Here is a 23,939-nt window from a genome sequence, read left to right on the forward strand (position 1 = left end):
TCCTAGTTGGACGGCCCGGCGGGGGCCTCGACGATGGTGGGTTCCGTCCACCGCTGGACCAGGACGGTCGCCGCGGCGAGCGCGCGGTTCGTGACGGTGTCCAGGTATCCGTCGCCGAGCACGCCGGCGACCGTCCCGTCGAGCTGCGGCGACGGCGCCGCCACCACCCGGGTGGCCCGCTGCCCGGCCGGGTCGAACGCCGTGCCGACCTCCGGTCGCACCACCTCGACGCCGCAGCGGCTCAGCGCCATCTCGACGGAGTACGCGAACGACTCCAGCAGTTCGGCCGTCTGCGCGATGGACATCTCCTCGGGCAGGGTGCCGGCCTGCCGCAGCAGGTCGTTTCGCAGCCTCAGCAGATCCGTGAGGACGGGCCGGAGCAACAGCATCCGCTCGCCGGAGCGCAGCCGCTCGTTCTCCTCGTGCAGGCGCTCGATCACCCGTTCCTGGGCGGCTGCCCGGTCGCGGCTGGCCGCCATGTCCCGCCGCATGTCCTCCACGGACCCGGTCAGGGCGTCCAGGCGCTCAACCACCGGATCCACCACAGTGGAGTCAACCTCCTCCAGCACGCCCTCACGCTCCCCACGACAGACGGCATTGCAAGCGAATGTGGTTCGCACCGTAGGCTCCGCTCTGGGAGCGGTCCATAGCCGCGGCACGCTCTTATCTGATCAACTGACGCCGATTGCCCATTTGACTTCCGATTCCGGAACAGTGGACGACCCTGGAACGGGAAGCCCGATCGGCCATGGCGTACCGCCGTTTGGTCATCCGCACAGTGCCTCCCGCACCGTGCGGGTCAAGGTGCCCACCGCGTGGACGGCGGAGAACTGGCCCGGCCGGATCACCAGCAGGTCCTCCACCGCGCAGAGCGGCGGCGCGTAGTCCAGGGCGGACGCCACGCCCGCGTTGCGCCGCGCCCACTCCGCGACGGTCGACAGCAGCAGGTCGACCGAGGCCGACGCGTCCAGGTCTTCGATCCGGCAGCGCAGCGACAGGCACTCCCGGTGTGGCCAGTAGGTCCACACCTTGGTCTCGTCGATGAGCTGGTCGATCGCGCAGGACCGCCGGTAGTAGAGGGCCAGCTGCAGCGCGTCGAGGTTGTCGTCGACGATGAGGTCATTGATCAACGGGTGCTTGGCGTGCGCCCCGGTCACCTCGTAGAACGTGCTGCGGCTGCCGCGCGGCTCGACCGCCAGGGCGACCTCCGACCAGCCGAGTTGCGGCGTACCCGCGGCGAGGAGGCGGCTCACCGCCGCGTAGTACGCGGTTTTGGTACGCCAGTGCCGCTTCTCCTCTGGATTCGTGCCGGCCAGCCGGCGACGCCATCGCGCCGTGACCGTCCCGTCCAGGCCGGAGCCACGCAGACCCACCGACACCCCGCCCACCCCTCCCGCCGTTGTGCGCTCCCGTTCCGGGATCTAGGCGCGAGTCTGGCCGGCCAGGAGGGCGGGCACATGGCGTGTTCGCGTGGGCTCTTGTCCGGTCACCCGATCGAGAACCGTGCCCCAGTCGGCCGGCGGGCTGTCGTCGCGCCACGCCACGTGCTGGTCGGGCCGGACCAGCACCAGGTCGCGTTCCCAACAGGCGCGGACCGCGAGGTCGTCGACGACCAGGTTGGTCATCGGGATCCCGCGCCCGTTCGCCTCCCGCACCAGCGGCGCGCCCATGCCCCGGCCGGACAGGTCGACCAGGGTGAACGCGGCACCGAGCCGGTCGAAGAGCTCCCCGCCACCCCGCAGTCGCACCGCCGGAGCCCGGGTGCCGGGCCACGTGGTCGGGGTGATGCGCTCCCAGTGCCAGCTCGGCGCGTCGCCCCGCTCGTGCCAGATGACCGGCGAGTCCGCATAGCGCTGTCCGAAATGGACACCGAGGTTGTCGATCTGGTGGACGTCCTGCTCCAGGATGCCGGCCAGGTGCTCGCGGGAGACGCCGGCCGCGGCCAGCCGCTCGAACCGCCGCCACACCTCGACCAGGCCGGCGCACAGCTCGCGGTTGAACAGCGCGACCGGGCGCCGCTCGGCCTCGTAGCTGTCCAGCAGCCGCGCCCCGCCCCAGCCGGACACCAGCGCGGCCAGCTTCCAGCCCAGGTCGACGGCGTCGGCGATGCCGGTGTTCACCGCGTGCCCGCCCACCGGGTAGAACCGGTGGGCCGCGTCCCCGACCAGGTACGCCGAGCCCTTGCCGTACGTCCGCGCGATCGCCAGCGAGCCCACCCACCGGGTCGCGCCGAGCACCTCGTCCACCGCCAGGTCGACGCCCAGCCGTTCCTGCACCAGACCCATCGGGTCGGTGGTCAACGGCTCGTCGACGGGCGCCCGGACGATGCCGATCCAGGTGTCCCGCTCGTCGTGGGAGACGAGCGTCAGGCCCCGCGCGACGATCGTGATGAAGGCCCGCCCGTGCCGGCGCAACACCGGATCGGCGCTCTTGAAGTGCACCGACAGGTGCTCGGTGGGGGTGCTCCACTCGTCGAACGGGATCTCCAGACACCGGCGCACCGTGCTGCCGGCACCGTCGCACGCCGCCAGGTAGCGGGCCTCGATGACGTGCCGCGTGCCGGTGCCCGGATCCACCACGGTCGCGGCCACGCCGCCCGCCTCGGACGCCAGGTCGGCGAAGGTCCACCCCTCCCGCACGTCGATGAGCGGATGGCGGCGGGCCGCGTCCCGGGTGAGGGCTTCGAGCAGCGATCCGGGAACCCGCTGGTACGGCTCGGCCGGCGCGGAGCCGTCGTTCACCGCGGCGTACCGCTGCCGCATCTGGTTGACCGACGGGTGGTGCCAGACCAGCACGGGGGGCTGCCCGAGGTCCTGCGCCCACAGCAGGTCGGTCGAGTGCTCCGGGTCGACGCCGCCCTCCCGGATTGCGCCGGCGAGGCCCAGCCGCCGCAGCAGCTCCATGCTGCGCCCGCTGAGGTAGCAGTCCATCTTCGGGTACGCGGCCGGCGCGACCGACCTTTCGATCACCACGCTGGGCACCTGATGGCGGGCCAGCTCCAGGGCGAGGAGCGCGCCCACGGCCCCGGCACCGACCACGAGCACCGGCGTGCTGAATGTCTTCGCGGGCAACCCGTCCTCCCCTCCCGGACCTCCGACAGCATGCGCTGGGAGGGGCAAATCCACATGGCGTGTTCACGCCATGTGTCCGGGCGGCGACGCCTACTTTCCGTGTAGCGCGTTGGTCAACGCGACCCGGCTGTTGACGCCGACCTTCTGGAAGATGTTGCGCAGGTGACTGTCCACAGTGTGCGGCGAGCAGCCCCGCTTCTCGGCGATCTCGCGGTTGCTCATGCCCTGCGCCACCATGCGGGTGATGGCCAGCTCGGTGGCGGTCAGGCCGCCGAGGGGGGTCGCGGGCGCGCCGCCCGGCGAGGACTTCACCCGGCTGCGTACGCCGAACCGGCGCAGCCTGCGCTCCATCCGTTCCACCGCCCGGCGCGCGCCGCAGGTGGTGGCCTCGGCGACCGCGTCCTCCAGCAGCTCGACCGCGCCGGAGCGGTGCCCCGCGTCGTGCTCGACCACCGCGAGGTCCTCCATCGCGCTGATCCGGGCCAGCGTGCGAGGGGTGGCCCGGTAGCGGTCGACGGCGTCGCGCAGGGCGACCGCGTCGCGTTTGAGCAGCCCTTCGGCGTGGGCCGCCGCGGCGGGCAGCGAGGGCACCGCCGGGTTGAGCTCGGCCAGCGCGCGTGCGGCGTCGACGGCCGCCCCGGCCACCGCCGGCTCCTTCGCCCGCAGCGCGACGCGCACCAGGTCGGCAGCCGCGCCGGGATCGTTGGCGAACAGCAGCAGGCGACCCGGCAGGGCATGGTGGATCTCCTCCAGGGTGGCCAGCGCCGCCTCGGGCTGGCCGTCCGCCGCCTGGAACACCGCGAAGGACCAGCCCACGTCCTCGGGCGCGGAGGTGATGCCCTCGTCGAGCAGGCGCTGCATGGCGCGCAGGTGCTCGCGGGCCACCGGCATCTGGGCGCGGGCGACGGCCACCCTGGTCAGCATGCCGAGCAGGGGCAGGCACAGCTGCCAGGCGCTGAGCTGCTGCGCGATCCGGATGCCGGCCTCGGCCTCGGCCACCGCGTCGTCCAACCGGCCGCGCGCGGTGGCCAGCGAGGCGTTGTAGTACGCCCACAACGGCTGCGACCACGCCGTACCCAGCTCGTCCGCCTCGTGCCGGCCGACGGCGATGACCTCCTCGGCCTCGGCGAAGCGGTCCACCGCGGTGAGCGCGCCGCCCAACCAGATGCGCGGGTGCCGGTGCAACGCGGCGCCACCGGCGCGGTCCGCGACCTGCACGGCGTGGCGGGCGTGCGCCACCGCGTCGGCGAGCCGGCCCTGGGCCTGGGCGACGACGCTGCGCGCCGCGCTGCCGAACGCCGACGCGGCGGGCTCGTCGTGCGCGGTGCCGAGCCGGTCGGCCTCGGCGCCGGCCTGCTCGGCCCCGGCAGGTCGTGCACGTACAGCAGCGCGTGCGCCTCGACGGCGTGCAGCCTGGCCCGGACCGCGGGCGGCACCGGCGACCCGGCCAGCGCCCGCCGGACGTAGTCGACGCACACCTGGTTCTGCCCGGCGTGCTTGAGCGCCTCCGCCAGGCCCAGCAGGACGGTGGCCTCGGTCTCGGCGTCCAGGCCATGGCGCAGCGCCGCCTCGCCCAGCTCGCGCGCCTCGGGCAGGCGCCCGGCGGATGCCAGCAGCCCGACCGCGGCCACGCTCAGCCGCAGCCGGCCGTCGGGATCGCCCAGCCGGTCGCGGGCCCGCAGGATGAGGTCGGCGGCCGTGCTGGGGGCGCGGTCCGCGACCTCCTCGGCGGCGGCCCGCAACACCTGGACCGCGCCGTCGTCACCGGTCTGCCCGTCCAGCAGCAGATGCTCGGCGATCTCCGGCGGCGTGCCACCCGCCTGGCGGACCACGTCGGCGGCCTCGCCGTGCATGGCGGCGCGCACCGGCCCGCTCAGGTCGTCATAGATCGCCTGCCGCAGCAGGTCGTGCGCGAAGGTCAGGGTCGCTCCCCGCGCCCGCAACACGCCGGTGGCCACCGCCTCGTCCACGGCCGTCAGCAGCTCGACCGCCCGCAGCCCCCACAGCTGGGCCGCGGCGTGCACCGTGAACGGGCGCCCGAAGACGGATCCGGCCTGCAGCAGCCGGATGGCCTGCGGCGACAGGCCGTACAGACGCTCGATGGCGGCCGCCCGGAAGTCGGCCGGCAGGTCGGCGCCCACCACCGAGGCGACGCCCTCGGCGACCAGGATCTGCCCGGCGGCCTGCAACGCGGTGAAGTACTGCTCCAGCAGGAACGGGTTGCCGTGCCCTCGGCGGCGAGGGCCAGCACCGTGGCGTCGGCCTCGGCACCGAGCACGTTCGAGCAGAGCGCGCCGACCGCGGCCTCGTCCAGCGGGGCGAGGGACAGTTGCTCGGCGCCCTCGCGGACCAGCCAGTCGATCGCCTCGTGGGCCGGCGACGGCGTCGCGGCCGGGCGCCGGGCCAGCACCCAGCGCACCGGCGAGGAGGACAGCCTCGGCACCAGCACGCGCAGGGCGAGCGCGCTGAACTCGTCCGTCCAGTGCGCGTCGTCGACGACCACCAGCAGCGGGCCGGCCGCCGCGTACTCCTCCAGGGCCTCGCCGATCCGCTCGACGTACCAGAGCCGGTCGCCCTGATGCTCGCGCAGCCCGGACAGGTCCACCGGGCGCGGTCGGGCCTCCCGCAGCGCCGAGACGACCGTCTTCAGCGGCGCCACCCGGTCCAGCTCGATCGCCTGCCCGGACGCCACCGCCAGCCCGGCCGCCGAGCCGTGCCGGATCATCTCAGCCAGCAGGCGGGTCTTTCCGATGCCGGGCGGCCCGGTGATCACCAGGCAGCCGCCGGTGCCGCCGGCGGTCGCGCGGAGCACATCGCGGAGTCGGGCCAGCTCGATGTCCCGGCCCACCAGCGCAGTCACCTGTCGGCTCTCCATATGCGACCATGCCTACCACATAGGACCCGAAGGCCGTCAGCCTCCGGAAGCACCGACTATCAGCTCCTGAAGGATCGAAGAACCGTGCACCGTCAGCACGGACTCCGGGTGGAACTGCACCGAGCGGACGCCCGGGCCGCGTAGCGCGTGGACCTCACCGGTGCCCGGGTCGCGGCTGACGTCGAGGGGTTCGGGCAGCAGCGGAGAGTCATGCCGATCGGTGCCGGCGTACGCGGCGAACGTGTTGTAGAAGCCGACGCGCTCCGCCCGCCCGAACAAGTCGATCTCCCGTTGCTCGCCCTGCGCCGGCGCCGGCCGCCGCCGCAGCGGCAGGCCGAGCACCGAAGCCAGGACCTGGTGACCGAGGCAGACGGCCACCAGCGGGGTACGCGCCGCGATCAGCGCCGCGATCAGCCGGCGCAGCGCCGCGATCCTCGGCTCGGTGGCCAGCCGCGGATCCCCCGGCCCCGGCCCGGCGAGCACCGCGTCGTACCCGGCCGGCAGGCAGCCGTCGCCCACCGGCCGCACCGTCACGGCGAGCCGCAGGGCGCGCAGCTGGTACGCGATCATCGCGGTGAACGCGTCGCCGGCGTCGACCACCAGGACCCGCCGGCCGGCCGGCACCGCCGCGCTGGGGCGGCGCACCTGGCCCAGCCAGAACGGGGCGAGCCGCTCGTTGCGGGCGGTGAGCGCGGCCGCCACCCGCGGGTCCGTGCCGAACAGCGCCCGATTGCGCCGAAGCGGGCGTACCGGCCCGGCCGCGCCGCCGATCGCGGCGAGCAGACCGGCCGCCTTCGCCCGCGTCTCGGCGACCTCGCCGTCCGGGTCCGAGTGGCGGACCAGGGTCGCCCCGACGCCGATCTCCAGCCGGCCGTCCGCGCGGATGTCGGCGGTCCGGATGAGGATCGCCGAATCGAGCGTGCGGCGCCCGCCGCGCTGCCCGATCAGCGCCAGCACCCCGCCGTAGTAGCCGCGGCCGCGGGGCTCGTGCCGCTCGATCACCCGGCAGGCGTTCTCCAGCGGGCTGCCGGTCACGGTGGGCGCGAACATGGTCTGCCGCAGCACCTCGCGCACGTCCATGCCGGTCCGTCCGGCCAGGCTGTACTCGGTATGCGCCAGGTGCGCCATCTCGGTCAGCCGGGGGCCGGTGAGCGAAAGCTCGTCGTGGCAGATCCGGCCCAGCATCTTCAGCTCCTCGTCGACCACCATGTAGAGCTCGTCGGTCTCCTTGCGGTCGGCGAGGAAGCGCAGCAGGCCGGCGGTGCTGGGCCCGCCCGCCGGATACCGGTACGTGCCGCTGATCGGGGTCATCGCGGCCACGCCGCCGTCGAGGCTGACGTGCCGTTCGGGCGTCGCGCCGACGAGCGTCCGCCCTCCACAGTGGACCACGAAGGTCCAGTACGCGCCGCGTTCCAGGGCCAGCAGGCGGCGGAAGATGCCTAGCGCGGTACGGGGCGAGTGGTTGGCGACCGTCGCCACGAACGAGCGGCGGATCACGAAGTTGGACCCCTCCCCCGCGCCGATCTCGTCGGCGAGCACCCGGCGCACGACGGCGCGGTACTCGTCGTCGCCGGCGTCGAAACCCTGGGCGCCCAGGACGGCGCCGGTCGAGGGCAGCACGGCCAGCGCCTGCGCCACGGTCGCGGTTCCCCGCGCGCACGGCTGCAGGACCAGCAGCGGTGTGCCGTCGTCGTGGCACCCGAACCCGCGCTCGGTCAGCTGGCGGTACGGCACGACGGCCAGCAGGTCGTGGCCGTCCCGGCCCGGCCGTACCGGCGGCAGCGGCAGGTCGGCCAGCCGGTCGACGGCGCGGGCCGCGCCGAGGAGGATCTCCACCCGTTCGGGGGTGGCCGACCGGTGCACCAGCGCGAACGCCGGCGGGTCGGGGGCGAGCACGGTAGCCAGGTCCGCCATGGTCATGCACCCACGCTGGCATCCGTCGCCCGCCGGGGCCACTACCAGCACGAGTAGTGGCCCGCCTGCCCCGGCTGACCTAGCGTCGAGTTGACGGCGATCCACCGTCCGATGTAGACCGACGGGAGGCCGGGATGTCCGGGCACGGGTCCTTCGCACGTACCTTGCGGCACCGCCGCCTCTGGCGGCACAGCGGCCGGCTCTTCGTGGTGCCGCTCGACCACGCCGTGACCACCGGGCCGATCGTTCCCGGTGCCCGCCTCGACCACCTGGTCGGCCAGCTCGCCGAGTGCGGCGTCGACGCGGTCGTCCTGCACAAGGGGTGCCTGCGGCGCGTCCGGGCCGAGCACTTCCAGGGCATGTCGCTGATCGTCCACCTGAGCGCGAGCACCTGCCGGGCCGCCGACCCGGACGCGAAGTACCTCGTCGCCACCGTGGCGGAGGCGGTACGGCTCGGCGCGGACGCGGTCAGCGTGCACGTCAACGTCGGCTCGCGCGACGAGGCGCGCCAGATCGCCGACCTGGCCGGCGTGGCCGAAGCCTGCGACCGCTGGAGCGTGCCGCTGCTGGCCATGATGTACCCGCGCGGACCGGCCACCCGCGACCCGCGCGACCCGGCGCTCATCGCGCATGCCGTCGCCATCGCCGCCGACCTCGGCGCGGACATCGTCAAGACCGTGTACCCCGGTTCGGCGGCGGCGATGCGGGACGTCACCCGCGCGGCCGGAGTGCCGGTCCTGGTGGCCGGCGGGCCGCAGCACGCCGCCGGCGACCTCCTCGACCAGATCGGTGCGGCGCTGCGCGGCGGGGCCGCGGGTGTCGCGATAGGACGGAACATCGCGCTGGCCGACGATCCGGCGGCGACGGCACGGAAGGTCGCCGACCTCGTGCACGGCCAGAGCGAGCCAGAAGCCATTATCCAATGAGGACAGAGATGAACGAGCCAGAAACCATTATCCAAGGAGGACAGAGATGAAACTGTGCTGGTTGGACATCCGCGCCACGGGAGCGCTCACGGACGCGGTCCGCGCGGAGGCGATCCACGGGCGGATCGACGCGATCGTCGCGGGAGACGCCGCCGATCTGGCGCCGCTGCCGCCCACCGTCACCAAGGTGTTGCTGGCCAAGGACGGCCGGCTGCCGGACGACATCGGCACAGCGGACATCGTCGTGGTCGGCGCCGAACGGGCCGGTGAGTACGAGGAACTGGCCCGGCGCCACCCCGATGTCCACCATGGACGGTACGTCGAGGTGACCGACGCGGCGAGCCTGGACCTGGCCTGCCACTGCGCCAGCACCGGCGCGTGGACGGTGCTCTCGTTCCGCGACCCGACGAAGATCCCGCTGGAGATCGTGCTCGCCGCCGCCGCCGACGCGCCGGGCAGCGTCGTCACGGTGGTCGACGATCCCGCCGACGCGGCGGTGGTCTTCGGCGTCCTGCAGCACGGGTCGGACGGGGTGATGCTGGCGCCCCGCGCGGTCGGCGACGCCAGCCGGCTCAAGGCCGCCGCCGAGCCGCCGCTTCCCGACCTGGGGCTGGTGGAGCTGTCCGTCACCGGCGTACGGCACGTCGGCATGGGCGAGCGGGCCTGCGTGGACACCTGCACCTACCTGCGCCCCGACGAGGGGATCCTGGTCGGCTCGCACGCCAAGGGGATGCTGGTGTGCGCGAGCGAGACGCATCCCCTGCCGTACATGCCGACCCGGCCGTTCCGGGTCAACGCCGGCGCCATCATGTCGTACACGCTCGCCGGTGCGGGGCACACCCGCTACCTCAGCGAGCTGCGCGCCGGCGCCGAGGTGCTCGCGGTCGACGCGCACGGGCGTACCCGGCTGGTCACCGTCGGCCGCGTCAAGATCGAGACCCGGCCGCTGCTGGCCATCGACGCGGTCGCCGCGGACGGCCGCACGGTCAACGCGATCGTGCAGGACGACTGGCACGTACGGGTGGTCGGCAAGGGCGGCACGGCGCTCAACTCCACCACGCTCGCACCGGGCGACATCGTGCTCGGGCACCTGCCGACCCGGGAGCGCCACGTCGGCTATCCCATCGACGAGCTGTGCTACGAGCAATGACCGTCTTCGACTTCCACGCCCGCCTCACGCCGGAGCCGGAGGCGCTGCCGAGGCTGCTGCGCGCCCTGGACGCCGCCGGGATCGCCCGCGCCGCCATCGCCGCCGGCGGCGTGGTCGACCTGGACCGGCTGTCCGCGCAGCTCGTCGACGGCGGCCACAGCCGGGCCACGGCCGACAACGAGACGGTACGCGCGGCCGGGGCGGGCAGCGGCGGCCGGCTGGTGCCGTTCTACTTCGCCAACCCGTACGCGGGAGTGCGCGCGTACCGCCGGGACGCGGCCCGCTTCCGCGGCCTCGAGCTGTCGCCGGCGGTGTACGGGGTGGGCTTTCGCGACCCGCGCACGGTCGCGCTGGTCGAGGTGGCCGCCGCGGCGGCGCACCCGGTCTACACCGTCGGCATTGGACAGTCCGGCGCCCGCACGGCCGACCTGGTCGACCTCGCCCGCGAGTTTCCCGCCGTCCCGTTCGTGCTGGGGCACTGCGGCTTCACCGGCATCGACATCCACGCCGTCAACCTGATCGCGCCCCAGCCGAACATCGCCGCCGAGACCTCCGGCTGCTACAGCGTCGTGGCCCGCGCGGCCGTGGACCTGCTCGGTGCCGACCGGGTGCTCTTCGGCACCGAGTACCCCTTGCAGCACCCGAGCGTGGAGCTCGCCAAGCTCGCCGCGCTCGACCTGGACCCGTGTTCGTTTCGGAAGGTGGCCTGGGAGAACGCCCACCGCCTGCTCGGAGAGACTCATCAAGCCGAGGGACGTGTACTGTGACCGACACCCTGACCGCCCGGCCCGCCATCGGGCAGTGGCGCGACTACGCCGAACTGGCCGGCCTGCAGGACCGCCGGCTGCCGTACGCGCTGGTGGCGGCGGCCCGATCCCCGTTCTACCGCGCCCGCCTGCGCGCCGGCGTGCCCGAGGACCGGGCCGGGCTGCTCGACGTGCCGCTGACCACCAAGCGGGACCTGCGGGACAGCTACCCGTTCGGGCTGCTCGCCGTGCCCCGGGCCCGGCTGGCGACGTACCACGAGTCCAGCGGCACCAGCGGGGTCCCGACCGCGTCCTACTACACCGCGGACGACTGGCACGACCTCGCCGAGCGGTACGCCCGCAAGTGGGTCGGCATCACCGCCGACGACGTGTTCCTGGTCCGCACGCCGTACGCCCTGATGATCACGGGCCATCTGGCGCACGCGGCGGCCCGCCGGCACGGCGCCACCGTCGTACCGGGCGACAACCGGTCGCTGGCCATGCCGTACGCGCGGGTGGTGCGGGTCCTGCACGACCTCGGCGTGACGCTCACCTGGTCGCTGCCCACCGAGACGCTGCTGTGGGCCGCCGCGGCGAAGGCCGCCGGGTACCGGGCCGACCGGGACTTCCCCGCGCTGCGCGCCCTCTTCGTCGGGGGTGAGCCGCTGGGCACCGCCCGCAAGGCGCGCATCGCCGAGCTCTGGGGGTGCCGGTCGTCGAGGAGTACGGGTCCACGGAGACCGGCAGCCTGGCCGGCGAGTGCCCGCACGGCCGCCTGCACCTGTGGGCGGACCGGGCGCTGTTCGAGGTCTACCACCCGGACACCGGGCTGACCTCGCCGGACGGCCGCGGCCAGCTCGTCGTGACGCCGCTGTTCCGCGAGGCCATGCCGCTGCTGCGCTACAACCTCGAGGACGACGTGGACGTCTCGTACGACGCGTGCGACTGCGGCTGGCAGCTGCCGACCGTGCGGGTGCTGGGCCGGTCGGCCGTCGGCTACCCGGTCGGCCACGGCACCGTCACCCAGGCCGCCGTGGAGGAACTCGTCTTCGCCCTGCCCGCCCGGTACGAGGTGACGTTCTGGCGGGCCCAGGCCGGCCCGGACCGCCTGCGGGTCGAGATCGAGGTGCCGGACCAGCACCGGGCGGCCGCGTGCGCGCAGCTGTGCGGGTCGATCCTGTCGGCGCTCGACGTCGACGCCCAGGTGTGCGGGCTGCCGCCCGGGCGGCTGGTGCCGCACCAGGTGCTCACCGCCCAGCCGGACGTTCTCAAGCCGCGTGGCCTGTTCGGCGCGGACGAGAACTGGGACAGCGCGCTGCTCTACTACCGCTGAGAGGGCCGGAGATGACGAACGTTCGGGTCGCCGTCGTCGGCGCGGGCATCGCCGGCCTGTCCGCGGCCGCCTTCCTCGCCCGGGTGGGCGTGCGCTGCGACGTCTTCGAGCAGGCCGACCCGCCGGACGAGGCGGGCGCCGGCATCCAGCTGTCCCCCAACGCCACCCGGCTGCTGCACCGGGCCGGTCTGGCCGCGCACCTGGCGGCCACGGCGGTCCGCCCGGCCGCGATCGAGCTGCGCCGGTGGGCGAGCAACGAGGTCATCGGGCGCACCCGGCTGGGCGCCGCGTGCGAGTCCAGCTACGGCGCGCCGTACTACACGACGCACCGGGCGGACCTGCACCGCGGGCTGCTCGACCTGGTCGCGCGGGGGTCGACCGTCCACTTCGGCCGCCGATGCGTCGGCGTGCTGGAGCGGCCGGGCCGGGTCGAGCTGCGCTTCGCCGACGGCTCGGACGGCGCGGCGGACCTGGTGATCGGCGCGGACGGCATCCACTCCACCGTCCGCGCCGTGCTCGCCCCGGGCCGGTCCCGGCCGACCGGCCTCGCCGTCCATCGTGGACCGGTGCCGGGCACCGCGTCGCGGGTCCGCGTCTGGCTCGGGCCCGGCCGCCATGTCGTCTGCTATCCGGTCGCCGAGAAACGGCTCAACGTCGTCGCGGTGACGCCCGCGGGCGACGCCGACCTCGCCACCGCGTACGAGGGCTGGCACGAGGAGGTGCGGGAGCTGCTGGCGGCGGGCCCGTTGACCACCCGGCCGCTGACCGAGCGCGATCCGCTGCCCCGCCGGCGTACCCGGCGCATCGCCATGGTCGGTGACGCCGCGCACCCGCTGCTGCCGTTCGGTGCGCAGGGCGCCAACCAGGCCGTCGAGGACGCGGCCGCCCTCGCCGCCTGTCTACGTACTCCCGGATCGGGTGGCGTGGCCGCGGCGCTGCTGCGGTACGAGCGGGTGCGGCTGCCCCGGCTCGCGCGGGTCGCCGGCCTCGTCGCGGACAACGCGGCCGCCCTGCACCTGCCGGACGGCGCGGCGCAGCGGTGGCGGGACCGCACCATGCGGGGACGGGAGGGGCTGCGGGCACGCGCCTGGCTGTACGGCTACGACGCGGAAGCCGCCGTCCTCGCGCCCGCCCGGCACCGCCAGGGAGCGGCGCGATGAGCGCCGCGAACGTCGCCCTGGTCACCGGCGCGGCCGGCGGGATCGGCGCCGCGGTGGCGCGCACGCTGGCCGGAGGCGGCGCCCGGACGGCCGTGGTGGACGTGGACGCGGCCGGGGCGGCCCGGATCGCCGCCGACCTGAGCGCGCGCGGGCACGACGCCAAGGCGTACCGGGCGGACGTGCGCGACAGCGCGGCCGTCGAGCACCTCGTCGGCCGGGTCGAGGACGAACTGGGCCCGATCGGCGTCCTGGTCAACGTAGCCGGGGTGCTGCGCACCGGGTCCATCGTGGACTCCACCGACGCGGACTGGCGGGCGGTCTTCGACGTCAACCTGGCCGGCGTCGTGCACTGCTGCCGGGCGGTCGCCCGGCGGATGGTGCCCCGCCGGTCCGGCGCCATCGTCACGGTCGGCTCCAACGCGGCCGGCGTGCCCCGGACGGGCATGGCGGCGTACGCGGCGTCCAAGGCGGCTAGCGCCCACTTCACCCGCTGCCTCGGGCTGGAACTGGCCCAGCACGGCATCCGCTGCAACGTGGTGGCGCCCGGGTCCACCGACACCGCGATGCAACGGTCGATGTGGACTGGCGGCGTCGACGCCGCGGCCGTGGTCCGGGGCTCCCCGGCGGCGTACAAGGTGGGCATCCCGCTGGGCCGGTTGGCGCAGCCGGAGGACGTCGCCGACGCGGTCGCCTTCCTCGCCTCCGACCGGGCCAGGCACATCACCATGCAGGAGCTGTACGTCGACGGCGGCGCCGCGCTGCGCGGCTGAAAGGAGAACCCGATGAGCATTCCGGCCATCCGGCCGTACCCGATGCCGACCGAGGCCGACCTCGGCGCCAGCGTGCCGTCCTGGCGGCCGGACGCGGGGCGGGCGCTGCTGCTGATCCACGACATGCAGCGGTACTTCGTCGACCTGTTTCCGGCCGGCGAGGCGCCGATGCGGGACCTGCTGGCCAACCTGCGGCGCATCCGGCACGCCGCGACCGCGCTGGGGATGCCCGTGGTCTACACGGCGCAGCCGGGCCGGATGAGCCGGCGGCGGCGCGGCCTGCTGCGCGACTTCTGGGGTCCGGGGATGCGTTCGGACGGGCCCGACCGCGAGATCGTTTCCGCGCTCCGGCCGGGACCGGGCGACGTGCTGGTCGAGAAGTGCCGGTACAGCGCGTTCCACGACACCGGCCTCGCGGAGGTCCTCCGGACGCACCGGCGCGACCAGCTGATCGTGTGTGGCGTGTTCGCGCACATCGGCTGTCTCATGACGGCGTGCGACGCGTTCACCCGCGACGTGGAGCCGTTTCTGATCGCCGACGCGGTGGCCGACTTCACCGCGCCGGACCACCGGATGGCGCTGGAGTACGCGGCGCGCACGTGTGCGGTCACCATGACGACCGGCCGGCTACTGGATCTGCTCGTCGCCCGGGACGATCCGGGCCAGCTCGACGCGTGAGACGATGCCGAGCTTCCGGAAGATCTGCCGCAGGTGGTAGTTCACCGTGTGCGGCGACAGTTGCAGGCGCCGCGCGATCTGCTGGTTGGTGAGCGCCTGGCTGACCAGCCGGGCGACCGCGCGCTGGGTGTCGGACAGCGCGGCCCATCCGCCCGCGCCGGTGTGCGTACCGAGCATGCTGACGACGATCACCGTAGGCTCCTTTTCCTCGCCGGTACGCCGATCGTGCGCGCGCCGGCCGCCGAAGATGGCCCAGTAGTAGGGGATCAGGCGGTCAGACTTCGTACGTCCTCGGCGCCGTCGCCGAGGACGCGCAACGCCGGCACGTCCACCACGGTGATCTGCCGGTAGCCCGTCCGGATCACGCCGCACTCGCGCAGCTCGCGGAACGCCTTCTGCACGGTGGCCTCGGCGACGCCGATCATCGTGGCCAGCTCGGGTTGGCTCAGCGGTACGCCGAGGCTCAGTCCGTCGTCGGTCTGCCGGCCACAGGTCGTGGCGATCTCGACCAGCAGCCGGGCGAGGCGCACCTCGGCCGGGTACGCGGCAAAGTCCGACCGGCGCTGGTTGGACCAGCGCAGCCGCTCCCCAGGGCCGCCGCCATGTTCAGCGCCGCCGCGGGGTTCTCCCGCAGGAACCGCCGGAACTCGCCCTTGGACAGCACGCAGGAGGTGACCCGGCCGCAGGTGGTGACGGTCGCCATCCGGGGCCGGCCGGTCAGCGCCGCCATCTCGCCGAGGATGTCGCCCGGCATCCGGATGGCCATCAGCACCTCGACACCGTCGAGCACGTTGGTGACCTTCACGAACCCGCGGATCAGCACCTCCACGTGCGTGCTGAGCTCGCCCTCGCGCAGCAGCGGGCGGCCGGCCCCGAACTGCCGCCGGACGCCGCTGGCAAGCAGTTCGGCGCACTTGTCCGGGGGCAGCGACGCCAGGAAGCTGCCCGGCGTCCACCCGGGTCCGAACTGGCGGTTCATCGGCTTCACCGGCTTCATCGCCTCATCGCCCCCAGCCCGCCGTCACGGCCACCAGCATGACAAGCATGGCGAGCAGTGTCAGCAACACCGAGCCCTGCAGCAGCCGGTGCTTGCGCCAATTCAGCCGGCTCATCCTGATCAGCTGGGTGGACAGCGCCCGCACCTCGTCCCGTTCCGTCAGCACGGCCAGCCGCGACTCCAGCGCCACCGGCTGCCACAGCCGCAGATGTCCGAAGTAGATCCAGTGCTGGCCGCATTCGCGCCGGTGCCGGCGTACCGCGCCCAGGGCGGGCAGGATGGCCGTCGCGGCGAAGCCCATCGCGGTCAGCAGCAGCACCATCGCCCCGGCCACGGCGCCCGGCCGGGCGCCGACGAGCGCCGGCGGCGACGTCGACACGAAGATGAGCACACCGCCCTGGAACGCCAGCATGATGGATGCCTTCATGTCCACCTTGGCCGTCCACGACTCCAGTGCCGTGTGCACCCGCCAGGCGAACTCCGCCGGCGAGGAGTCCATCGTCCGATCCGGTCTCACGGTCACGCTCCCACCCCATCCTGCCCCGCCCATGAGCCCAGCGTGACGGCGGTAGCACGCTCAGATGTACCAGGATTACGGGTTCAGCCGGATATATCATTCGGTGAAACTCGTGGGCGGTACGATGATCCGCCATTCCATCCGGCCGTTACGCGCATTGATTCCGGGTTTGGGAGCGTGCCAGACTGCACGGGCCCAATTCCGTAGGAGGCACCGCGTGACGACAACGGATGCGGCGATTTACCTTGCGCCGCTGCGATCTTCCGACATTCTCGCGTACGCCGACCTGGGTACTCCGGACGAGCGTGGCGCCCACCGTCACGGCTTTCTCCGGGAAACCGGCGTCCATTGTGGGCGGCCACTCGTCTATCCGATCCAGCCCGCCGAGCTTCCGCCATTCCTGCGTACCCGGGCGGAGTCGACCGGTTGCCGCTATCACGGCGCGGTGTTCGCGTTCGACCTCGACGCGCTTCCGTCGGGAATCCGATACTCGCGGGCCCGGTTCGAGGTGGCCTTCGGCGACGAGCGGGCACTGGCCGTCCAGGTGCACGCCGACGGCGACGCGCTCGGGCTGCTGTACGGCGGCGGCGCGCCCACGCCGTTCTCGCTCACCGCCTCCCGCGTGGTCCGGGCGGTCCGGGCCAGACCCGGCTGGCTGGCCCGCCTCGCCCCGCGCGGCGGCCAGGCCCGCGCCTGGGTCTCCGGCGTGCAGAGCAACGCGTTCCGCTGGACGTACGACGATCCGCGCGGCGACACGCTGGTCCCCCGCCACTACGCCATGCACGCGCTCGTCGAGGTCCCGCCGGACCTGAGCGCGCTCGACGGCACGCTCGGCGTCCAGGTCGAGCTGTCCGCGTCCAGCCCCACTCCGCCGGCCGGCATGCGCGAGGCGGTGCCGTTCGTCATCCCGCTGGCCCCCGGCGGGCCCCGGCCGCCCGCCGAGCCCGCGCTGGTACGCCTGTGCCTGTCCGCGGACGTCGAGGGCTACAGTCGCCGGCCGAACGACATCGCCGAGGCCACCCAGCGGCGCCTGGTCGACGTGCTCGCCCGGGCCCGCCGGCACGCCGGGCTCGACGAGGACGGCGTGCACCGGCAGCCGCAGGGCGACGCGGAGTTCGCGATCCTGCCGGCCGGCCTGGACGAGTCGGTCGTCATCCCCCGGCTGGTGCAGGGGTTGGCCGGCGCCCTGCGGGACGTCAATCGAGACCTCAACTCGCTGGCCCGGATCCGGCTGCGGGTCGCGCTCCACCGTGGACTGATGAAGCCCGGTGCCAGCGGCTGGGTGGGGTCGGCGCCGATCGCGGTGCACCGGATCCTGGACTCCCCGCCGCTGCGGGCCGCTCTGCGCGACAACCCCGCGTCCGACTTCGTGCTGGGCGTGCCCGATGTGCTCTTCCAGGACGTCATCGCGCACTCGTACGCCGGCCTGCCCGCCGACGACTTCACCCCGATGACGGTCGACCTGCCCGACAAGTCGTTCGTCGAGCACGCCTGGCTGTACGTGCCCGCTATCGCCCCACGTGCGTGAAGCCCGCCCAGGACACCGGGTGGGCCAGCGACTCCTGGCGGCAGTAGGCCGCCAGGTCGGCCGGCATTCCCGGCGGCGGCCGGCGGCCCGGGTCGAGCATCCACAGCTGCGCCGCGTGCAGCGCCTCGGCCGGCGGGCGGGATTCGGCGTTCAGGTGGTGGTGCAGCATGAACATCAGCAGCGACGTGCCCGCGTCCGGCACCGGCCAGAGCGAGCCGAACACGGTGTGCGCGCCGGCGGCCAGGAACGCCGACGCGAGGCTGAACGCCTCGTCGTAGTCCTCGCCGGCCAGGTTCGTCGTGCAGGCGGCGAGGAATACCTGGTCGATGACCAACTCGGCCACCCGGGACGCCTCGATCAGCTCACCCGCGGTCAGCCGCGCGCCGCCCGCCAGCGCCAGGTGTGCCTCGGCCGGGCGGCGCGGGTCGACGTACCCGTGGCAGGCAAGGTGCAACATGGACGGACCGGTGGCGCTCACGATCCAGTCGAACACCTGCGCCGGGGTGCCGTCCGCGCCGGGTTCGTCCGCGAGCCGGCCCAGGTAGCGGCCGTACCGGTAGAAGGCTTGGTGCACGGCGCGCGCCTCCATGCCGGCGAAGGCCAGGTCGCCACCCGGATCGCCGACCACCAGCGCGGACCGGATCGGCCGTACCTCGTGCCGGGCGGCGGCGGACAGCATCCGCGCCGACGGAATGTACGAGAACACCATGTCCTGTACCGCGTACCGGCGCGCCCGACCCCGACCGCGGTGCGCGGCGTGCCACGGGACCAGCGCGAGCACCCCCATCGGCACCAGTACGAGGTGGGCCGGCCGGTCCTGGCGCCACTGGCTCGCCAGGTGGACCAGCGTGCCGGTGGCGGCCTGCCACGCCCAGGCACACAGCTCGTCGAGGGCCGCCCCGGCCACGCCCGAGCCCGCTCTCGCCCGCGCGAACCGCTCGACCGGGGTGCCCGGCCCGGTCACCAGCCACGGCAGCCGCACCACCCGCACCACCCCGGAGGCCGCCACGACCACCGCGGCGCCGGGCAGGCCGGGCGTCGCGGGTACCAGATAGGCGAGCGCGTCGGCACCGACGGCGGCCAGGGACCGGGCGACCTGGTCGACGCGGACCGGCTCGCCCACGCCGCCGGCGCCCAGCGCGCGCAGTACCCGGGCCCGCAGGTCGTCCGGCAGCTCGCCGGCGCCGCCGGTGAGAAGCTGGCCGCCCAGCTGGTCGCGGCCCCGCCCGCCGGTGGCACGCCACTCCGCGGCCAGTGCCGCGTGGCCCCGGTCGGCCAGCTGGTCGGCCACGTCGCGTGAGGCGGTCGCCGCGTGCAGCACCAGGCCGCGACCGGCGTCCAGCGCGGCCACCAGGTCCTCGTGCGCCCCGCCGGCAAGCGCCCACCCGGCCACGATCAGGGCGTCCTTGGCGGCCGCCCGCGCCGCCTCGATGGCGTGCTCGGTGCCGGCTTGCAGCATCACCCGCTGCGCGTGGCTGGCGAGGGCCGACATGGCGCTCTCCCGGGCGGGCCCGGGGTCGGCGCCGGCGAGCCGGGACGCCGCCGCCAGGCGGAGCGCCGCGTCCGGCCACAATGGATGCTCCGGCCCGCGCATGATCGCGCACGCCTCGGCGTAGTAGCGGTGCGCCTGTTCCGCCGCGGCGCGTTCGCCCCGGTGGCGCTGGGCGAGCTCCATGTGCGCCAGGGCCGTCGGGAGCACCACGAGCAGGCGCAACGGGTGCCTGGTCGGCACCCAGCTGGCGAGCGCCTCCAACTGGGCCGCCGTCGCCCGGAGCTCGGCCAGGTCGCCGCGCGCGGCCGCCCGCACGAGCCGCGACATGGGAACGCTCACCAGGTCCACGATCCGCAGGCCACCGGCGTACCCGTCCGGCAAGGGCTCGTCGAGGGACAGCTCGACGGCGGGCACGGGTTCGCCGTTCATGGCCGCCAGCAGGCGCCGCCCGAGCCGCAGCATGGCGACGACCGGGCCGTACGCCTGCGGCGGCTGGGGCAGCTCGGCCAGCCGCCACTCGGCCTCCTGGACCAGCGCGCCGAAGCCGGCCGTATCGCCCGTGCTGCCGCGCTGGAACGCTTCGAGGAGCAGAGCCAGCACGTCCGCCTCGGTTTCCGGCCCGATCTCGTCACCTTCCGCCGGCTGGTCCTGGCGGGCACGCCGATTCATCGCGTCGAGGTCGCGCAGGTCCCCGCGGCTATTGCCGCGGGCGTGCACCGCCATCGACAATATCCACGAGAGGTCGCCCCGGAACTCGGTCAGATGCTTGGACTTGAGGGCCTGGGCCAGCCGCTCGACGCCCCGCCCGCCGGCCGGTTGGCCGCTTTCCACCTCGATGGTGTGCTCGTACAGGCCGTTCGCGACGTCGAGAAAGGCCGGCCACAGCTCGGGTGGCCGGCGTACCTGCTCGGCGAGCGTGAGCAGGCCGCGGACCCGCGCCGGGTCGAACCACCCGAGATTGTGGCCGATGATCCACATCTCGCCGAAGCCGGCCATCCCGCCCAGGATCCCGCGCGTGTCGGGGTCGGCGCCGACCGCGCGGTCGAGGGCGGCTCGGGCCTCCGCCAGCAGCTGCCGGTACCGGATCGCGCTCTGCACCACCGTGTCGTGCGGCAGCAGCTCGTCGCGTATCACCATGTTCTGCACGATGGCCAGCCGGGCGATGTGCGCCGAGACGACGTCCTCGTCGCACAGCCCGCCCCGCAGCGCCCGGCTCACGCACCGGTCGGCGGCTTCCAGGCTGCCGGGCGCCTCGCCCGCCGTCCACCTGGTGTGGTGGGTACGGCCCAGCTCCAGCCAGCGGGCGGCGGCGGTGGCCTCGTCCGGGCAGTCGCGCAGTGAGCGTTCGAGCAGGCGTACGGCCTCGGCCAGGTCGCGCGGGTCGCCCCGCTCGCGCAGCAGCCGGGCGCACGCCTCCGCCGCCCAGCCGTCGTCCTCGTGGGTGAGCACCACCGTCCAGGCAGCGATCGCCCGGTCGAGGTCGTCGCGGTCGCCGGCCAGCTCCCACCGCCTGCCGTGGCACAGGGCCTGGTTCTCGTGCGCCGACACCCACGTTGGCCGCCCGGCGTCGCTCAGCTCGACGGCCCGCCTACCGGCCACTATGGACAGATCGAGGAGCTTCGGGTCGTCGTCCAGGAGGGCGCTCTCCCGGTACGCGGCGGCCAGCCGGAACGCGCCCATCGCGATCCACGGCGCGTCGTCGGGCAGCCCCGGCAGTGCCGCCGCCAGCGCCATCACACCCTGGTCCAGGTCGGCCCGGTCCTCGGTGATCTCGTGGCGTTCCAGGGCGACGAGGCCGAGGATCATCCCGGTGTACGCGGCGACCCGCGGGTCCGCTTCGCCGGCCGCCAGCCGCCGCACGTCCACGGCCACGTCGCGCACCAGCAGGGACGGGTGCGGCCCGCCCGCCTCGCCGTACCGCAGCAGCCAGAACCGGCTCCAGTGCGTGCTGGCGAGCGCGATCGCGACCACGCCGCGGTCGGGGTCGCCCGGGGGCAGCTCGGTGTGCAGCCGGTCGTACCAGTCGATGGCTCGCACGCAGTCGTCGACCGAGCCGTCCTCGTCGGCGCGCCGCTCGTAGCCGGAGCCGAGCGCCCACCACCACCGCGTCCGGTCCGGGTGCTCGGGCGCGGCCGCGGCCGCGCGCTCCAGCTGGGCCAGGCCGGCGTCGATGCAGGCCCGATCGCCGTCCTCGTCGGCGGCGGCGACCAGGGCGCAGCCGAGCCGGCCCAGTTCCTCCGCCGCGGCCGGGTCGGGTGCCGTCATGAGGCGCCGCGCCGGGTGAGCGCGGTCATGCTGGCGACCATCGACGAGATGCCGGTGGCCACGCCGTCGATACCGGCCACCACCATGGCCTCGGCGGGGTCGGACGCGATGGCGCGCAGCGCCGCGGCGGCGTGCTCCCCCAGGCCCCGCACGATGATGCGGATGCCGGCGGCCTGGGCCTCGCGCGCCAGTTCGAGCGACGGCGCGACCGGCCCGATGTCGCCGTCGCCGAAGATGGCCATCACCCGGTCCCGGTGCGGTCCCGCAGCTCCCGCATGCCCAGGCGGAGCGTGTGGGTGACATCGTTGCCGCCGGCCGCCACCGCGGACCGGAGCGCGGTGAGCACCGGCGCCGGATCCCGGGTCAGCGGCACGAATCCGGCCACCTGGTGATGCCACAGGACCAGACCGATCGCGTAGTGCGCGGCCAGCGCCTCGGCGACGAAGCGCTCCGCGCCGGCGACCGCGTGCTGCAGCCGGGTCCGCGCACCGCCGTCGGCGCACGCCATGGACCCGCTGACGTCGATGCACAGCAGCACGCTTCCGCCGTACCGTTCCTGGAGCTTGCGCAGGTGCCGGCCGGGCGGGCACTGGGTCAGGCCGATCCCGGCGAACGGCCGGCGGATCCAGTCGGACATGTCAGTCGCGCCCTTTCCCTCAGACCGACACGCGGTCGGCCGCCAGCAGCCAGCGGAACGGCTCGATCGCCGCACCGCGCTCGGGATCCCGCGCCGACACGAGAAAGAACCGGACCTCGCCGAAGTCGCGGGTCGCGATCGTGACGAGGTTGTCCAGGCCGACCGTGACCAGCCACGACCGCACGGACCCGGAGTCGGGGTCGAGGCCCGACGCGATCGGCAGCCGCGCCAGCAGGTCCGCTTTGGACACCACGAACGCGAGTCGCTGCCGGTGCGTGTCCACCCCGTAGAGCCGCAGCCGGTTGACGGTCACGTGGTAGGCGTCCGCCACGTCGTAGGTGGCCGGGTTGGCCTCGCTCAGCAGGTCCGGGTACCCGGCGGCGGCCTGGTCGCGCACGTCCGGGATGGAGAAGGGATCCAGCACGAACGTCAGCGTGCGGGCCTGGTCCAGGTACGCCAGTTGGCCGTTCTGCCCGGAGTCGGCCAGCGTCTCCCCGGCCGCGTCGAAGAAGTGCACCAGCGCGGCGCGCCCGCCACCGCGCAGCCGGACCGTGACGGCCACCGGCACCGCGGCGCTCGTCTTGGCCGCCGACTGTCCACTGTCGACCAGCGCGCGGTACTGCTCGTACGCGGTCCGGCTGTGCTCGTCCAGAAACCCCACGGTGCCGCGGCGGGTGCCCGCGCGCGAGAGGGCGACCAGGCCCGCCATGATGAGGTGGGTCTTGCCGGCCGAGGCCGCGCCGAACACCGGCACCCGCACGTCCGTCATCGCCGCCGCCCCGGACGGCAGCGGCTCACCGCAGGCCGGGCAGCACGCCTGCACGCTGTGCGCCGCGCGGAGGACCGTCGTGGGGAGGCGGTGCCCGCAGCCGCACCGGCGCCAGAGCACGCCGAGCCGCCCGGGGCGGATGTCGCGGTGCAGGTCCAACCCGGCCTCGCGGTCCTCGGCGGAATGCGGCCCCGGACACCGGTACGCCGGCAGCGACGTCACATGAAAGCAGTGCTGGCAGCTGCCCGACGCGCGGAAGACCGACTGCCAGAGCCCGTCGACGGCGCGCAGCAGGCCCACCGCGGGCAAGCCCATCCCCCACACAAGCGCCGCGGCGGCGCCCGCCAGGACGGCGGTCAGCGTCACCGCCGCGGCCGCGCCCACCGACACTCCCACCAGAGCGGCCAGCACCGGCGGGAAGAGCGGCCAACCGAACAGCAGGATCCGCCGTGTCTCGCCGGCGGCGAGCGGCCGCAGCGTCCGCGCCCAGACATGACTCACGGTCGCCGCGACCGCCCGCGTCACCGCGGTGACATCCCACCGGATCTGCACCGCGAAATACTGCGGCCAGGCGTGGTCGCGCCGGATCGACTCCTTGCGGACCCCACCCGCGATCCGCCCGGCGACCACGTCGTCGGGCGTACGGACGTAGCCGGCGGGCACCCGGCCGGCCAGCACCGCGAGGCTCCGGTGCAGGCCGATGAGCGCGCCGGCGCCGGCGCCGGCCGCGATGCCGACGAGCACCGCCGGCGGGGCCAGGAACACGAGCACCGCCGCCGCGACGAACAGATACGTCAGAGCCAGAACGACCAGTCCGGCGAGGGCGAAGAGGGGACGCATCACTCACCCCTTCGGCTGGACTCGGACGTGACAGCGCGCCTTGGCCGATTTCGACGTTAGGTGTCCGCAAACAATCACGTCTATGCCCGTTCGGCGAATACCGTCGCTACGTCTGTCCAGGCCCTTCTCCGACAAGCGTTCCGATGTGGAATGCACTCACCCGATCGGGGGAAACGACAAGCCAAAGGACGCTTTAGTCTGCCTCCACCATCCCACGAACGCGAATAGGATTACCTGCCATTGTCGTGCAGGCCCGCCGATGGATTGGCTC

22 protein-coding genes are annotated in these 23,939 nt (G+C 74.2%); 8 read left to right on the plus strand and 14 right to left on the minus strand.

Annotated features, from left to right (window positions below; all coding sequences use genetic code 11):
- Positions 1 to 2: 2 nt before the first annotated feature.
- From grpE to Prum_RS01020, 6 genes are all read right to left on the minus strand, one after another.
- Entirely contained in the window at positions 3 to 569 is a 567-nt protein-coding gene (gene grpE, locus Prum_RS00995; protein ID WP_173073137.1) for a nucleotide exchange factor GrpE, read from the minus strand.
- A 198-nt stretch (positions 570 to 767) separates the two neighbouring features.
- On the minus strand, positions 768 to 1,379 hold the full coding sequence (locus Prum_RS01000) for a hypothetical protein (protein WP_173073139.1): 612 nt from the start codon (positions 1,377 to 1,379) through the stop codon (positions 768 to 770).
- A 42-nt stretch (positions 1,380 to 1,421) separates the two neighbouring features.
- On the minus strand, positions 1,422 to 3,071 hold the full coding sequence (locus tag Prum_RS01005) for an FAD-dependent monooxygenase (RefSeq protein WP_246277559.1): 1,650 nt from the start codon (positions 3,069 to 3,071) through the stop codon (positions 1,422 to 1,424).
- 90 nt (positions 3,072 to 3,161) lie between these two features.
- Positions 3,162 to 4,070: a helix-turn-helix transcriptional regulator gene (locus Prum_RS01010; protein ID WP_173073141.1), complete on the minus strand. Its 909-nt coding sequence runs from the start codon at positions 4,068 to 4,070 to the stop codon at positions 3,162 to 3,164.
- A 976-nt stretch (positions 4,071 to 5,046) separates the two neighbouring features.
- A complete protein-coding gene (locus Prum_RS01015) occupies positions 5,047 to 5,931 on the minus strand; it encodes an ATP-binding protein (RefSeq protein WP_173073143.1) in 885 nt (294 codons plus the stop codon).
- Positions 5,932 to 5,982: 51 nt separating this feature from the next.
- Complete coding sequence (locus Prum_RS01020; protein ID WP_173073145.1) at positions 5,983 to 7,866, minus strand: anthranilate synthase family protein; 1,884 nt, start codon at positions 7,864 to 7,866, stop codon at positions 5,983 to 5,985.
- Positions 7,867 to 7,994: 128 nt separating this feature from the next.
- Here Prum_RS01020 and Prum_RS01025 point away from each other — a divergent pair, with 128 nt between their 5' ends.
- From Prum_RS01025 to Prum_RS01055, 7 genes are all read left to right on the plus strand, one after another.
- Positions 7,995 to 8,786, plus strand: a complete 792-nt coding sequence (locus tag Prum_RS01025) for a 2-amino-3,7-dideoxy-D-threo-hept-6-ulosonate synthase (RefSeq protein WP_173073147.1) — start codon at positions 7,995 to 7,997, stop codon at positions 8,784 to 8,786.
- Between the two features lie 46 nt (positions 8,787 to 8,832).
- The gene (locus tag Prum_RS01030; protein WP_173073149.1) at positions 8,833 to 9,936 is read left to right on the plus strand and encodes a 3-dehydroquinate synthase II family protein; all 1,104 of its coding nucleotides are present in this window, start codon (positions 8,833 to 8,835) and stop codon (positions 9,934 to 9,936) included.
- A complete protein-coding gene (locus Prum_RS01035) occupies positions 9,933 to 10,703 on the plus strand; it encodes an amidohydrolase family protein (protein WP_173073151.1) in 771 nt (256 codons plus the stop codon). The genes Prum_RS01030 and Prum_RS01035 overlap by 4 nt, the downstream gene beginning before the upstream one ends.
- Entirely contained in the window at positions 10,700 to 11,515 is an 816-nt protein-coding gene (locus tag Prum_RS50665; RefSeq protein ID WP_246277560.1) for a phenylacetate--CoA ligase family protein, read from the plus strand. The genes Prum_RS01035 and Prum_RS50665 overlap by 4 nt, the downstream gene beginning before the upstream one ends.
- 511 nt (positions 11,516 to 12,026) lie before the next feature.
- Positions 12,027 to 13,175, plus strand: coding sequence for an FAD-dependent monooxygenase (locus tag Prum_RS01045; RefSeq protein WP_173073153.1), 1,149 nt, complete (start codon positions 12,027 to 12,029; stop codon positions 13,173 to 13,175).
- Positions 13,172 to 13,945, plus strand: a complete 774-nt coding sequence (locus Prum_RS01050; protein WP_173073155.1) for a 2,3-dihydro-2,3-dihydroxybenzoate dehydrogenase — start codon at positions 13,172 to 13,174, stop codon at positions 13,943 to 13,945. Before Prum_RS01045 ends, Prum_RS01050 begins: the two co-directional genes overlap by 4 nt.
- 12 nt (positions 13,946 to 13,957) lie before the next feature.
- On the plus strand, positions 13,958 to 14,623 hold the full coding sequence (locus Prum_RS01055; RefSeq protein ID WP_173073157.1) for an isochorismatase family protein: 666 nt from the start codon (positions 13,958 to 13,960) through the stop codon (positions 14,621 to 14,623).
- Here Prum_RS01055 and Prum_RS01060 read toward each other — a convergent pair.
- The 4 genes from Prum_RS01060 to Prum_RS50675 form a co-directional block, all read right to left on the minus strand.
- Positions 14,573 to 14,815, minus strand: coding sequence for a helix-turn-helix domain-containing protein (locus Prum_RS01060; RefSeq protein WP_218576933.1), 243 nt, complete (start codon positions 14,813 to 14,815; stop codon positions 14,573 to 14,575). The genes Prum_RS01055 and Prum_RS01060 overlap by 51 nt on opposite strands.
- Before the next feature lie 74 nt (positions 14,816 to 14,889).
- Positions 14,890 to 15,153, minus strand: a complete 264-nt coding sequence (locus Prum_RS50670) for a helix-turn-helix domain-containing protein (RefSeq protein WP_246277561.1) — start codon at positions 15,151 to 15,153, stop codon at positions 14,890 to 14,892.
- The gene (locus tag Prum_RS01065; protein ID WP_246277562.1) at positions 15,087 to 15,602 is read right to left on the minus strand and encodes a Crp/Fnr family transcriptional regulator; all 516 of its coding nucleotides are present in this window, start codon (positions 15,600 to 15,602) and stop codon (positions 15,087 to 15,089) included. Before Prum_RS01065 ends, Prum_RS50670 begins: the two co-directional genes overlap by 67 nt.
- Positions 15,603 to 15,624: 22 nt before the next feature.
- On the minus strand, positions 15,625 to 16,143 hold the full coding sequence (locus tag Prum_RS50675) for a Pycsar system effector family protein (RefSeq protein WP_246277563.1): 519 nt from the start codon (positions 16,141 to 16,143) through the stop codon (positions 15,625 to 15,627).
- A gap of 211 nt (positions 16,144 to 16,354) precedes the next feature.
- Between Prum_RS50675 and Prum_RS01075 the strand changes: the two genes are divergently transcribed.
- Positions 16,355 to 17,665, plus strand: a complete 1,311-nt coding sequence (locus tag Prum_RS01075) for a hypothetical protein (protein WP_173073158.1) — start codon at positions 16,355 to 16,357, stop codon at positions 17,663 to 17,665.
- On the opposite strand, the gene Prum_RS01080 is transcribed toward Prum_RS01075, so the two are convergent.
- Genes Prum_RS01080 through Prum_RS01095 form a run of 4 tightly spaced genes read right to left on the minus strand, consistent with a single transcriptional unit; the run spans position 17,646 to position 23,668 of the window.
- Positions 17,646 to 21,422, minus strand: a complete 3,777-nt coding sequence (locus tag Prum_RS01080) for a CHAT domain-containing protein (RefSeq protein WP_173073160.1) — start codon at positions 21,420 to 21,422, stop codon at positions 17,646 to 17,648. The genes Prum_RS01075 and Prum_RS01080 overlap by 20 nt on opposite strands.
- Positions 21,419 to 21,664, minus strand: coding sequence for a hypothetical protein (locus Prum_RS01085; RefSeq protein ID WP_173073162.1), 246 nt, complete (start codon positions 21,662 to 21,664; stop codon positions 21,419 to 21,421). Before Prum_RS01085 ends, Prum_RS01080 begins: the two co-directional genes overlap by 4 nt.
- Positions 21,664 to 22,059: a vWA domain-containing protein gene (locus Prum_RS01090; protein WP_173073164.1), complete on the minus strand. Its 396-nt coding sequence runs from the start codon at positions 22,057 to 22,059 to the stop codon at positions 21,664 to 21,666. The genes Prum_RS01085 and Prum_RS01090 overlap by 1 nt, the downstream gene beginning before the upstream one ends.
- A gap of 19 nt (positions 22,060 to 22,078) precedes the next feature.
- The gene (locus tag Prum_RS01095; protein WP_173073166.1) at positions 22,079 to 23,668 is read right to left on the minus strand and encodes a TRAFAC clade GTPase domain-containing protein; all 1,590 of its coding nucleotides are present in this window, start codon (positions 23,666 to 23,668) and stop codon (positions 22,079 to 22,081) included.
- Between the last annotated feature and the right edge of the window lie 271 nt (positions 23,669 to 23,939).

Origin of the sequence: Phytohabitans rumicis, assembly GCF_011764445.1 — a bacterium.
Taxonomy (GTDB): Bacteria; Actinomycetota; Actinomycetes; order Mycobacteriales; family Micromonosporaceae; genus Phytohabitans; species Phytohabitans rumicis.

What these genes read in the sequence shown, in the direction of transcription:
- Prum_RS01090 (WP_173073164.1), bottom strand. Translation starts at nt 22,059, where the DNA reads ATGTCCGACTGGATCCGCCGGCCGTTCGCCGGGATCGGCCTGACCCAG.
- Prum_RS01080 (WP_173073160.1), bottom strand. Translation starts at nt 21,422, where the DNA reads ATGACGGCACCCGACCCGGCCGCGGCGGAGGAACTGGGCCGGCTCGGC.
- Prum_RS01065 (WP_246277562.1), bottom strand. Translation starts at nt 15,602, where the DNA reads ATGAACCGCCAGTTCGGACCCGGGTGGACGCCGGGCAGCTTCCTGGCG.
- Prum_RS01095 (WP_173073166.1), bottom strand. Translation starts at nt 23,668, where the DNA reads ATGCGTCCCCTCTTCGCCCTCGCCGGACTGGTCGTTCTGGCTCTGACG.
- Prum_RS01085 (WP_173073162.1), bottom strand. Translation starts at nt 21,664, where the DNA reads ATGGCCATCTTCGGCGACGGCGACATCGGGCCGGTCGCGCCGTCGCTC.
- Prum_RS01045 (WP_173073153.1), top strand. Translation starts at nt 12,027, where the DNA reads ATGACGAACGTTCGGGTCGCCGTCGTCGGCGCGGGCATCGCCGGCCTG.
- Prum_RS01025 (WP_173073147.1), top strand. Translation starts at nt 7,995, where the DNA reads ATGTCCGGGCACGGGTCCTTCGCACGTACCTTGCGGCACCGCCGCCTC.
- Prum_RS01035 (WP_173073151.1), top strand. Translation starts at nt 9,933, where the DNA reads ATGACCGTCTTCGACTTCCACGCCCGCCTCACGCCGGAGCCGGAGGCG.
- Prum_RS01050 (WP_173073155.1), top strand. Translation starts at nt 13,172, where the DNA reads ATGAGCGCCGCGAACGTCGCCCTGGTCACCGGCGCGGCCGGCGGGATC.
- Prum_RS01020 (WP_173073145.1), bottom strand. Translation starts at nt 7,866, where the DNA reads ATGACCATGGCGGACCTGGCTACCGTGCTCGCCCCCGACCCGCCGGCG.
- Prum_RS01055 (WP_173073157.1), top strand. Translation starts at nt 13,958, where the DNA reads ATGAGCATTCCGGCCATCCGGCCGTACCCGATGCCGACCGAGGCCGAC.
- Prum_RS01030 (WP_173073149.1), top strand. Translation starts at nt 8,833, where the DNA reads ATGAAACTGTGCTGGTTGGACATCCGCGCCACGGGAGCGCTCACGGAC.